Raw genomic sequence first — 12,397 nt, 5'->3', positions numbered from 1 at the left:
CATAGGGGGTGGGGCGCATGTCAACAGATTCAAGACCCATTTATGAGCGGATCTATGAAACGTTAAGAGAAGAAATATTACAAGGGAAATACAATATTGGAGACCGTGTTCCTTCAGAGAAGGAACTGGCTGATGAATATAATGTGAGCCGTATCACGAGCAAGAAAGCGCTGGAGATGCTGGCGGAAGTTGGTCTGATCGTGCGGAAGCCGGGGAGAGGCTCGTTTGTCGCGGAAGAAGGCGCAGCTGTGACAGAGATGGCTTCGACCGACGAGAGAGCGAGACATACGCTGATTGGTTTGGTTATGACGGATTTTGGCAACACATTCGGGACAGCAATGATTTATGGCATGGAACGCGCATCTGCCGAGCATGAAAGCTTTCTCGTGCTGCGCCGCTCATTTGGCGTGCCAGAGAATGAAGAAAAGGCGATTCGCACATTTATGGATTTAGGTGTGGATGGGATTATCGTGCTTCCTGCGCAAGGGGAGTTCTATAATGCTGAAATTTTGAAATTAGTCATTCAACAATTTCCTTTAGTGTTGGTGGACCGGCATCTCAAAGGGGTTGCGGCGGCTTCGATTAGCACCGATAACATCAGCGCTGCGCGTACGGGTGTGGATTATTTACTGGATTTGGGTCATAAACAGATTTGTTTACTCACGCCTCCGCCAATAGATACGACGGCGGTTGAAGATCGTATTGAAGGCTTCGTTCGTGCGCATGCGGAACGTGGCGTGATCGTGGATCGTTCACTATGGCTGGATGAAATTACCTCCACGCTTCCGAATTCCTTTCATCAGCCTAATATCGATCAGGATATTCGAATGATCGTGGATCATTTACGCAACCATCCGCAGATTACGGCCTTATTTGCCATTGAGTACAATATAGCGCTGTTGGCCAAAGCTGCCGTGGAGCAGATGGGACTGCAGATCCCAGCGGATATATCGATTATTTGTTTTGATAGTCCGCCAACTACATTAGGGAGCGGCTACCGTTTTACGCACTTGATTCAAAATGAAGAAGAAATCGGCAAGCTGGCCGTTGAGAATGTATTGAAGCTCAAACGCGGCGAAAAGGTCGCTAACAAGACTAGCTTAGACGCCAAGCTGATCATTGGGGATTCCACGGGGCCGGCCAAATGAGAAGGCCCACAATGTTTATTAACAAAAGAGACTGCTAATCTAGCAGTCTCTTTCTTTTTGGTTGATATATTATTTAAATTAAATGGTATGTAAATAATATAATAAATACATATTGACATAATGTTTGTTCATCCCCTATAATCATAAATGTAAGCGTTTTTTTATTGTACATTTTAAGGAGATGAATCACCCGATGACGCAAACAACACGGTTACCTGAATCGATGTGTAATCTCATTGATTTTGTAAATGACGAGTTGCTGAAAATGGAACGGCCTAAGCTGGCAGCGATGTTTCGCGAATGTTTCACGAATACGTATCAGACAACGGTTCAACGCGAAGAGGATGGTTCGACATTTGTGATCACAGGGGATATTCCTGCGATGTGGCTTCGCGATTCGTCCGCACAGGTTCGGACGTACCTGCTCCTTGCAGATAAGGATGCTGAATTTGCTGATATGATTGCGGGCGTTATTGAGCGGCAAATTGCCTATATCGCTTTGGATCCTTATGCGAACGCATTTAACAAAGGACCGAACGGTGCTGGGCATCAGCAGGATCACACTCAGATGAATCCATGGATTTGGGAGCGGAAGTATGAGATTGATTCCCTATGTTATCCGATCCAACTCAGCTACTTGCACTGGAAAGCGACAGGTAGAACAGCTCAATTCAGCAATGAGTATCGCTCAGTTGTTCTTGCGATTCTGCAATTGTGGAAAGTAGAACAGGAGCATGAAGCACAGTCGCCATACCGTTTCCAAAGATCCGATTGTCCGTCGACAGATACATTGACAAGAGCGGGCTTGGGCAGTCCTGTCCGTTATACCGGCATGACGTGGTCGGGCTTCCGTCCCAGTGATGACGCCTGCACATATGGCTATTTGATTCCATCCAATATGTTTGCGGTTGTGGTGCTTGGTTATATCGCGGAAATTGCCGAGCATGTTTGGCAAGACGCGGAAGTGCAGAGAGAAGCATTGAATCTGGCAGCGGAGATTAATAAGGGCATTGCAACTTACGGGATAACGGAGCATCCGAAATTTGGTTCTATTTATGCTTATGAAGCAGATGGTTTTGGCAACGTTCATCTGATGGATGATGCCAATGTGCCCAGCTTGCTCTCGATTCCTTATCTGGGGTACGCAGCAGAATCCGATCCTATGTATCAGCGGACAAGAAACTTTATTCTAAGTGAAGAAAATCCCTGTTTTTATGCGGGAAAAGAGGCTCAAGGTGTCGGTAGCCCCCACACGCCGGATAGCTACATCTGGCCAATTGCCCTTGCTGTGCAGGGCTTGACGGCTTCCGCACAGGAAGAGAAGCTGCGCATTCTGGATGTTTTGGCGGCCACAGACGGTGGCACCGGACTGATGCATGAGGGCTTCCATGCTGACGATGCAGGGCAATTCACACGACCTTGGTTCTCCTGGGCGAACTCGATGTTCAGTGAATTGGTGCTGGATGTATGCGGGCTCTCCTTGAAGAAATTTCTTTAATCCGCATGGTTATAGTAGGGGGAATCCCCTTGTAACATAGCAATTCATGACTACTTTTTTACATATAAAAGGGAGGAAAGATCATGAAAAAATGGATGACCGTCATAACCGCCGTTTCACTTTCGCTAAGTTTGGCAGCATGTACGACCAAAACTCCAACAGATCAGACTAATACAACGAAGCAGCCAGAGAGCACGACAGCGCCAACGGCTGCTGCTGCCAAAAAGGCCCCAGTTGAAATCACGTTTTGGGGTGATTGGGGAGGCGAAGGCGAGAAGCAGTTCGTGATGATGGCGGATGCCTTCAACAAATCCCAAGACAGAATTAAAGTGAAATATGTGCTGCAAGAAGATATGATCACGAAGTTTTTGACGGCAGCGACCTCAGGCGGTTCGCCGGATATCATGTTTTGGGACAGATGGCGGACCTCGTTGTATGCTTCCAAGAATGTGCTTCAGCCCATCGATGAGTATGTGAAGAAAGACGGCATCAACCGGGGAGATTATTACGAAGAAGCGTTGAAAGAGCTTTCTTCCGGCGACAAATTGTATGGACTTCCTTTGACTGTTGACGCACGCGCACTTTTTTATAATAAGAAATTATTTGCCGAAAAAGGATTGCAGCCGCCCAAAACGTGGGACGAATTGGAAAATGCAGCTAAACAGCTAACGATCTGGGAAGGCGATAAGCTGGTTCGTTCGGGCATGAGCATGAATGATAACGGCTTGTATAATATGTGGCTGCAGCAAGCTGGCGGCTCGATGATGACCAGTGATTTGAAGAAAACCAATTTCAACACAGATCAAGGGAAGCAAGTGCTGGATTTCTGGGATAAGTTAATCAATAAGGATAAAGTCTACAAGGTTGGTTTTGAAAAAGGTCTCGGCGAAGGCACCGATGCATTCGTAACAGGGAAAGTCGCGATGACCTACACGGGTCCATGGATGCTGTCCACATATAAGAAATATGGAAAAGATCTTGATTTCGGGGTTGTCCCTCCTCCAACAGGTCCAAGCGGTGGCAAAGGAAGCGTGATGGGCGGCTTCGGACTCGTAATTCCGACCGGTTCCAAACACAAAGACGAGGCGTGGGAGTTTGAGAAGTGGTGGTTGGCTAACAAAGACAACGCGCTGCTCTGGGCCAAAACAAGCTTGAATTTGCCAGGCTTCAAACCAGCATTGCAAGATCCATTCTTCAAGGACGATCCGCTCTGGAAGCCGTTCATGGATACGCTGGACTTCGCGAAGATTCGCCCGCAGCATCCCGGTTATTCCGTTATGGAAGTCGATGGCCTGATGCCCAATCTTGAGCTGTTCATTCAGGGCAAACAAGATGCGGCGACGGCACTGAAGAAGGGGCAGGAACAAGGAGACAAATTGCTCGAGCAGAACGCATCCGGCAAGTAATTGGACATCATTGGGGAAGGCGATCCTTCCCCTTTTTTGGCAAGGAGGGTACCTATGGCATCGATAACCAAACTCAGTCGTCATCAAGCAAGAATGGGCTACTTTTTTATTACACCTACCCTGTTGTTATTCGTGATTTTTACGGTTATTCCGGTCATCATGGCGTTTTATTTAAGTTTTACGAATTATGACATTGTGAGCAAGAATGATTTTGTTGGCTTGGATAACTACAAGCGCTTGGTAGATGACAACATCTTTTGGACGACTCTGAAAAATGTGCTGTATTACTCGGTGCTTTATATCCCTTTGAATATCGCAATTTCCTTATCGCTGGCGGTTTTGTTTATGCGCAAACGCATCGGCGTTAAGCTTTTTCGGACAGCCGGCTATTTACCAACGCTGACATCTGGGGTAGCAGCTGCAACCGTGTGGATTTGGCTGCTGAATCCAGAGTTCGGCTTGGTCAACGATATCCTCAGCAAGTTCGGTATTGCCGGCCCTTCCTGGCTGGCTGAAATGCCCTATGCGATGATCTCTATCGTTTTCGTAACCCTCTGGCAATCCGTAGGCGCCAATATGGTGATTTACTTAGCTGGTTTGAACGGCGTTCCCGAGCATCTGTATGAATCGGCTAAGCTCGACGGCGCTAACGGATGGCAATCTTTCCGTTATATTACTTGGCCTGTGCTCAGGCCGACGACCTTTTTTGTCAGCACGATGGCGATTATCGGGGCGCTCCAACTCTTCGATCAGGCCTTTGTTTTGACGAAGGGCGGCCCAGCCAATTCCACGAAAACGACTGTTTATCATATCTACACGCAGGGCTTCGGGCAACTACAGATGGGGTATGCGGATGCGATGGCTTTTGCCCTTTCGCTGATCATCCTAGTGTTTTCATTGATCAATATGAAGCTAAACAAAGAAGAAGATTCCATGATTTAGGAGGGGTGGAGCGTGAAACAAAGCTATTGGCAGAGAACCATTTTGTATATCATTTCCATCGCTGTTTGTATGGTCATGGTTGTTCCTTTTGTTTGGAGTTTAATTACCTCGATACGCCCGGATGAAGAGATATTTCTATTGCCGATCCAGTGGATTCCGTCCAGTGTGACGATGGACCATTACCGCAAAGCGTTTGAAACCGTGCCGTTTGGCTTGTATTTCTGGAATTCCTTCTACCTGGCATTCATGGGTGTTTTATTCAATCTATTGCTCGGCTCCTTGAGCGGATATGCCTTTGCAAAGCTGCAATTTCCGGGTAGAGATACGCTGTTCAAAATTCTGCTGGCTGCCTTGATGATTCCCGGCGTTGTAACATTAATTCCGCAATTTTTTGTGCTGAAACATATGCCGTTCCTGGGCGGAAATGATTGGTTGGGCACTGGCGGAAATGGCTTGCTGAATTCTTTCTGGGCCATCATTTTACCTGGTGCATCGGGTTCATTTGCGGTATTTTTTATGCGGCAGTTTTTCGTGTCGCTGCCTAGTGATTTGCAGGAAGTTTCACGTATTGAAGGTAGCGGTGAGTTTCGGATCTACTGGAATATCTACATTCCTTTGGCGAAACCGGCACTTGCGACGCTGGGCATCTTTACTTTTCAGGCAGGCTGGAACAGCTTTCTAGGGCCGCTCATTATGCTTAATGATCCCGCCAAGAAAACCATTCAGTTGGGCCTAGCAGCTTTTGCCTATAACAAACAAGTTGATTTCGGACCGTTGATGGCAGGCGCTTTAATTGCGGTAGTCCCGATCTTGATTCTGTTTCTTTTGTTGCAAAAATACTTTGTGCAAGGGATCGCTTTTACAGGGACCAAAGGGTAAGTTGGATGTCAGATTTTCAGGTGAACCATGTTACAAATTCAACTTATCAGAGCAATAGCTATCACGGTAATTGGAATCGGAGTCCTACTAGGAGTAATTGGGGGAGTGGAGAAAATGGCGAATGAACAGAAAGTAACGGAGGCAAAAGTGAGCCAAGAGCACGGAAAAGGTTCCTGGGAGCAGAGAGCAGAATTGGCGCAGGCAGGGCTTATCGAGCACTATTGGAACAGCAAATTGAACTTATTCAATAACTTATCGCCCTGCAATGACTTGTGCAATGAGAAGTTTCATTACTGGTGGCAGGCGCATGGCGTAGATACCTTGGTTGATGCGTATGTACGAACGGGCAGCAGTGAGACCAAAGGCTATATATCTAGTATGTATCAAGGCATGCTGGATCGTAATGCAGGGGTTTGGCCTAATGAATTTTATGACGATATGGAATGGTTGGCACTAGCTTGGCTTAGGGCTTTCGAAGCAACGGGCGAGGAGAAATATAAGGAAGCAGCGCTTATTCTCTGGGCAGATATTCAAACCGGTTGGAATGAGCTGCAAGGTGGAGGCATTGCATGGCGCAAGCCGCAGCTTGATTACAAAAATACGCCAGCCAATTCTCCGGCCGTCATTCTTGCCGCTAGGCTGTATCAAAAATTCGGCCATGAGGAAGATTTGGCATGGGCCCAGAAAATCTATGATTGGCAGAAGGCCCATCTCGTTGATCCAGACACAGGCTTCGTCTGGGATGGGCTGAATCGTGAAGGCGACGGCCGCATTGATAAGGCCTGGGAATTCTCATACTGCCAAGGGGTTTATATTGGCGCAGGGGTTGAACTTTATCGCGTGACGGGTGATAAAAGGTATTTGACGGATGCTGCCAGAACAGCGCAAGCGGCGCAGGAAAGGCTGGCAAGCCCGATCACAGGCATGCTGCCTAGTGAGAGCAATGGAGACGGCGGGTTGTTCAAAGGCATATTCATCCGATACTTGGCGGAGCTGGTGTTGGTTGACCCCAGTCAGGCGGCGGCACGGGAGCTGCTGGAAACCAATGCTCAAACTCTCTGGCATGCAGGAAGGGACGAACAGCGCCAGCTATTTAGCAAGTCTTGGACGACTGCGCCCGACCCAGCGGAGGATTTAAGCGTCAATCTGAGCGGAGTTATGCTAATGGAGCAGATGGCGCTTCTGGAAAAGCGAGGTTTGCTGCATTCGGGAAGCAAATAGGCTGTTAACGAGCCATGAATTGATGGGATTGAACTGATCTGATTGGAAAAATCCGATGAAATCATCCAAACCAGGTCTCTGGAGTCAATTACATTGGATAAATCCAATGAAAGCATCCAAATCAGGTCTTTGGAGTCAATTACATTGGATAAATCCAATGAAAGCCTCCAAATCAGGTATGTGGAGTCGATTTCATTGGATAAATCCAATGGAAGCATCCAAACCAGGTCTTTGGAGTCGATTACATTGGATAAATCCAATAAAAGCATCCAAATCAGGTCTCTGGAGTCGATTACATTGGATAAATCCAATGGAAGTTCAGCCTCCCAGCCGAAATGAAAGCGAGGCAGATTCTCAAGCCGCCAAATCGACCAGGTGCGTGCTTGGAGATCTGCCCAATACGAAAGGAGTACTGCTAAGATGTATGCAGTTGCATATGCAGATCAAATTCAATCCACATTAAGCAGACTGTACTGGAATACAGAAACACAGTTGATGAACCAGTGGGATGACAGCTTGACCAATCCCAGAGTAGACGAAAACTACTATTATTGGTGGCAAGCTCATGCCGTAGATGTGTGTCTGGATGGCCTTGGCATGGCTGTGAGCCTATGACATTTTGGGTGATTTCCAATACCGGGAAAGCGCGACCGATTTATGGGCAGACATCCGTGGCGGTTGGAATGACCACATGGGCGGAGGTATCGCTTGGCGAAAAGACCAGCTTGATTACAAGAATACGCCGGCCAATGCGCCTGCGGCGATCCTGGCTGCGCGTTTATTTCAGCGCTTTGGCGATGCGGAAGACTTGGCTTGGGCGCAGAAAATTTTCGCTTGGAATAAAGCGGTTTTGCGCGATCCCGGCGACGGGTTCATCTGGGAAGGCAGCAATCGTCTTGGCGATCAGCAGATCGACAAAGATTGGCAGTTCACCTATTGTCAGGGGGTATATCTTGGGGCTTCCCTGGAATTATTCGCTTGCACGGCCGACCAGTCCTACCTAATGGATGCGCGTCAAACAGCTGAGCCCGTCGTGATTCGATTATGTGATCCGGGAGCGGCGTTATGTTATTGGAGGCGTATGCACGACTTACAAACGACAAGGATGAACTTGAATCGGAAAGGGGGTGAAATCGCAATAAATGTAAGCGAATTCATTGTTATTAACGAAATTCATTTTATACGTGAAGGAGATGTTTGGTGTGAAACTAGTTCAAAAAGCGACAGCAAAATGGCTGGCGGCAAGCCTCGCGACAGTTCTCATGGTGACAGCATGGGGAGGCGATCAACGTGCTGCTGCTTTTACCACATCCAATGCTGATGCAGCGATGAGTTCATTCGTGAATGTCTTTTATGATGCATCGGCTAAGTATTTTTACACAAACAGTGATCATCAGATCCAAGCGGCGCATGCCTATGGTCCGAATGGCGGGCTGTACACGGATTTCTGGTGGGAAGCCCAGTTGTGGGAGACGGTCATGGATGCGTATCAACGCACGGGAAGCAGCACTTACCGCACGATGATCGACGATATCTATACAGGCTTCAATGCGAAATATGCGAATATGGTGGATAACCAATTCAATGATGATCTCGGCTGGTGGGCACTTGCCTGCTTGCGTGCCTATGAACTTACGGGAACGCAGGAATATTTGAACCGAGGTTCCTTTCTCTTTGATCATGTTTACGCCAGTTGGGATACGACTTACTACGGAGGCGGAATCTGGTGGCGAGCGGACGCTATGAATCCAGCAACCAACGCTAGCTCGCAGAAAAATATGGCTACCAATGCCCCGATGGTCATGGCGGCTATAAAATTGAAGAATGCTTATAATAACAGCAATTACCTAACCAAAGCGCAACAAATATATAGCTGGATTCAAAGCAAGTTGATTAACGGCAGCAAAGTGAATGACCATGTGGAAGGTACTGGCGCAGGAACCGTGAAAGATTGGGATTTTACTTACAATTATGGCACTTATCTAGGTGCTGCCACAGCACTTTATCAGGCGACAGGAACCAGCAGTTACCTAACCGATGCGAATAATGCAGCGAATTATGTCATCAACAAAATGACCTCTGCCACGACACTCCTCTATGAAGGTGAAAATGACGCTCCAGGGTTCAAAATGATCTTTGCACGAAATCTCAATCAACTCCGCGTACAAGCGAATCAAACGCAGTACCTCACTTTTTTACAGCAAAATGCGACGCAAGCCTGGAATCATCGACGAACCTCAGATGGCATTATTGGCAGTGATTGGACGGCGCCTACAGGTTCATCATATGTTCAAAGCTTGGCGGCGGCAGCTGGAACGTCGATTCTGCAGTTCGTGCCAGCTGATAATTTTACGGGGAATATAGCAGGAAATGGCCTATATGAAGCGGAAAATGCGAGACGCACGTTGGTCAGCGCCGCAGGTATGGTCAACGAAAGTTTACAAACGGGCTTTAATGGCCGTGGCTATGTGGCCGGGTGGAATACGAATGGCACTTCGCTTAATTTCTATGTGAACCAGAACGCCGCTGGCAGTAAAACCATCACATTCCGCTATGCAGCCGCCGCTGGCAATGCGGGCCGTTATGTCAAAGTCAATGGTGCCGTTGTCACGAACAATTTGACCTTCACAGGCACATCCAACTGGAGCACGTGGAACACAGTTTCTGTGACAGTAGCTCTGCAAGCAGGTTCGAATACGATTGAGCTTGGCTATGATACGTCCAAAGGCAACAACAACTATTTGAATCTGGATCAAATGTACGGTCTATAACTACCTCCCGCTATTTCTGCTGATTTCTACCTAACAGCGACTTTACTCGGAATTAGTGGGAGATTTACACAGTCATTGGTGGGCGCCACTCCACGTCGACTTCAGAAGGCATGTCGAAGGAAAGCTTTGATTTTCACACGGAGAAAATGTATATATCGGGGCGAGCGAATGTTCAAGAAAAAGCGCTTATGACCGCGGTAGCACAAAACATAAAAAAGATCGCCAGCCAGCTTGCAAAGCGTGCAAGTTAAGGGGCGATCTTTTTTTGTTAACTCCTTTTGGTCCTGATCCCTAAGCTTAGCTGAGCCTTTTCCAATCGTCATCTATATGTTCACTTCTCATCATTATTATGGTTTTCGTAAAAACGGTGAATTAATTAGAATACCGATGATGTTCAGCTCCTGCTAATTCCGATAAGGTGAAGGTATAAAGGAGTGAGAGTTCACCGATATGAATGTAAACAAGCAGCCTAGACATCGATTCAACCCAAAAGATGTTGAGATGGAGCAAGAGGATGGGTGGTCTGAGAAAGTTATTATTATTGTAAGCGGACTCAGATATATTCTGCAGGAAAGGCGTGTAGGGACATCATGAAAACAACGAATGGAACGACTGTTCAAACAGCACCGGCTCCTAAGCTGATAGTAGCTAGAAAAGGCAGGAAACTGAAGGACCGCTTGTGGAGAGAGCGATACTTATTCCTACTCCTAATGCCAGGACTGCTTTATTTCATCATATACCGGTATGTCCCTATGCTAGGAAATATCATTGCTTTCCAGGATTATAGTCCATTCCGCGGGTTCTTGAACAGTGATTGGGTAGGATTGAAGCATTTCAAGACGATATTTAGCGATCAGGAAGTTATCCGTGTATTGTGGAACACACTTTTATTGTCTCTTTTACAAATTGCATTCGCGTTTCCAGTTCCAATTATTCTGGCGATTATGCTCAATGAGATCAAGAATGAGCAGTTTAAGCGCATCGTTCAATCCATTATTTATTTACCTCATTTCTTATCCTGGGTTGTCGTCATCGGAATTGTAACCATATTCCTCAAGACGGAGGGAATGGTTAATCGGATTCTAGACCCGTTGTTCGGCATGGAGCCGATTTCATTTCTCCAGCAACCAGGATGGTTCATGCCTTTGATCATTTTGGAGGTCATCTGGAAAGAGGCCGGTTGGGGAACGATCATATTTCTGGCTACGTTATCGGGTATTAATCCAGCTTTATACGAAGCGGCAGTCGTGGATGGAGCAAACCGATGGCGTCAGATTTGGCATATTACGTTACCAGCCTTACGCAGCACCATCATTATCTTGTTCATCCTCCGTCTTGGCACTGTGTTGGATTCAGGCTTCGAGCAGGTATTCCTGATGTTAAATCCATTCACGATGGATGTTGGGAATGTATTGGATACTTTCGTTTATTTTAAAGGTATTCAAAAGGCAGATTTTAGCTTTGGTACGGCGGTTGGCTTATTCAAGAGTGTAATTGGATTAATTCTAATCCTAGTTGCAAATCGTGTTGCCAAAAAGTTTGGAGACGAGGGAGTTTTTTAACCTACAAGAAAGTCTATGTCTTGCTCCAATCGCTTTACTTATATAATAAGGTAGGTGTCCATCTATGTATAAACAGAAATCGATGTCTGGAGGGTCGGCAGATATCATCAATATCGTTGCGCTGAGCCTGTTAGCCCTGATTATGCTTTTTCCCTTTTACTACATCTTCGTAGTCTCCTTTGTTTCCTATCAAGAATACGCGCTTAGCGAGCTCATCTTATGGCCGGAGAAGTGGGTTACAGATGCGTACGCATACATTCTTGAATCCAAAGCGTTTATTCACTCGATCGGTGTAACCATTTACATCACCGTAATTGGGAGCCTTGTCAATTTAATTTTGACTGCAACGATGGCCTATGCGATCACTCGAAATATTTGGGGAGAAAAAGTATACTTGTTTTTAGTACTGTTCACCTTCATATTCAATGCAGGTATGATTCCAACTTATTTGATGCTTCAAGCTACGGGTCTCATTAATAGTTATTGGGCGCTCATTATTCCCGGTGCCATCAATTCGTTTAACCTTATTGTCATGCGCCAGTTCTTCCTTAACATTCCGAGTGAACTGAATGAATCGGCATTCATTGATGGTGCCAACGATATGCAGATTTTCACGAAAATCGTAGTCCCCTTATCCAAGCCAGCGTTCGCCACGTTCGGATTGTTCTACGCGGTAGCCCATTGGAACACGTATTTCACGGCTATCTTATATCTGAATGATCCAGCCAAATGGACAGTACAAGTAATTCTGAGGCAAATAGTGGTTCTGGGCGACCCGACGAATTCCCTAGGCTCAGCGGCTCGAGATGCTGCTAGATCAGGCCAACTTCCTCCCGCAGAGACGATTGGAATGGCAGCCATTTTATTAGCGACCTTGCCAATCTTAATCGTATATCCCTTTCTGCAAAAGCATTTTGCGAAAGGGGTGATGCTTGGTTCTGTGAAAGGTTAAAGGTGTCTAGCAATCACA

At 46.6% G+C, this 12,397-nt stretch carries 13 protein-coding genes; all 13 read left to right on the top strand.

Going from position 1 to position 12,397, the window contains the following annotated elements; genetic code table 11:
• The first annotated feature begins 17 nt into the window (after positions 1-17).
• The 13 genes from IEY34_RS19030 to IEY34_RS18970 all read left to right on the top strand — a co-directional run bounded on the left by IEY34_RS19030 (position 18) and on the right by IEY34_RS18970 (position 12,379).
• Positions 18-1,148, top strand: a complete 1,131-nt coding sequence (locus IEY34_RS19030; protein WP_189014060.1) for a GntR family transcriptional regulator — start codon at positions 18-20, stop codon at positions 1,146-1,148.
• Between the two features lie 193 nt (positions 1,149-1,341).
• Positions 1,342-2,646: a glycoside hydrolase family 125 protein gene (locus IEY34_RS19025; protein WP_189014058.1), complete on the top strand. Its 1,305-nt coding sequence runs from the start codon at positions 1,342-1,344 to the stop codon at positions 2,644-2,646.
• Positions 2,647-2,729: 83 nt separating this feature from the next.
• Complete coding sequence (locus IEY34_RS19020) at positions 2,730-4,052, top strand: ABC transporter substrate-binding protein (protein ID WP_189014056.1); 1,323 nt, start codon at positions 2,730-2,732, stop codon at positions 4,050-4,052.
• A gap of 54 nt (positions 4,053-4,106) precedes the next feature.
• Positions 4,107-4,994, top strand: a complete 888-nt coding sequence (locus IEY34_RS19015; RefSeq protein WP_189014054.1) for a carbohydrate ABC transporter permease — start codon at positions 4,107-4,109, stop codon at positions 4,992-4,994.
• A 69-nt stretch (positions 4,995-5,063) separates the two neighbouring features.
• A complete protein-coding gene (locus IEY34_RS19010; RefSeq protein WP_189014167.1) occupies positions 5,064-5,873 on the top strand; it encodes a carbohydrate ABC transporter permease in 810 nt (269 codons plus the stop codon).
• A 114-nt stretch (positions 5,874-5,987) separates the two neighbouring features.
• A complete protein-coding gene (locus IEY34_RS19005) occupies positions 5,988-7,094 on the top strand; it encodes a glycoside hydrolase family 76 protein (RefSeq protein WP_189014052.1) in 1,107 nt (368 codons plus the stop codon).
• A gap of 93 nt (positions 7,095-7,187) precedes the next feature.
• Positions 7,188-7,433: a hypothetical protein gene (locus IEY34_RS19000; protein ID WP_189014050.1), complete on the top strand. Its 246-nt coding sequence runs from the start codon at positions 7,188-7,190 to the stop codon at positions 7,431-7,433.
• Positions 7,434-7,514: 81 nt separating this feature from the next.
• Positions 7,515-7,709, top strand: coding sequence for a hypothetical protein (locus tag IEY34_RS18995; RefSeq protein ID WP_189014173.1), 195 nt, complete (start codon positions 7,515-7,517; stop codon positions 7,707-7,709).
• 4 nt (positions 7,710-7,713) lie between these two features.
• A complete protein-coding gene (locus tag IEY34_RS18990; protein WP_229757724.1) occupies positions 7,714-8,415 on the top strand; it encodes a glycoside hydrolase family 76 protein in 702 nt (233 codons plus the stop codon).
• Entirely contained in the window at positions 8,297-9,865 is a 1,569-nt protein-coding gene (locus tag IEY34_RS18985; protein WP_189014048.1) for a glycoside hydrolase family 76 protein, read from the top strand. Before IEY34_RS18990 ends, IEY34_RS18985 begins: the two co-directional genes overlap by 119 nt.
• Before the next feature lie 450 nt (positions 9,866-10,315).
• Entirely contained in the window at positions 10,316-10,459 is a 144-nt protein-coding gene (locus tag IEY34_RS18980) for a hypothetical protein (RefSeq protein ID WP_189014046.1), read from the top strand.
• Positions 10,456-11,427, top strand: coding sequence for an ABC transporter permease (locus IEY34_RS18975; RefSeq protein WP_189014044.1), 972 nt, complete (start codon positions 10,456-10,458; stop codon positions 11,425-11,427). Before IEY34_RS18980 ends, IEY34_RS18975 begins: the two co-directional genes overlap by 4 nt.
• Positions 11,428-11,491: 64 nt before the next feature.
• The gene (locus tag IEY34_RS18970; protein WP_189014042.1) at positions 11,492-12,379 is read left to right on the top strand and encodes a carbohydrate ABC transporter permease; all 888 of its coding nucleotides are present in this window, start codon (positions 11,492-11,494) and stop codon (positions 12,377-12,379) included.
• Positions 12,380-12,397 lie beyond the last annotated feature (18 nt).

Origin of the sequence: Paenibacillus marchantiophytorum, from assembly GCF_014640555.1 — a bacterium.
GTDB classification, from domain to species: domain Bacteria; phylum Bacillota; class Bacilli; order Paenibacillales; family NBRC-103111; genus Paenibacillus_E; species Paenibacillus_E marchantiophytorum.
This window is presented reverse-complemented; position numbering and strand designations above follow the sequence as displayed.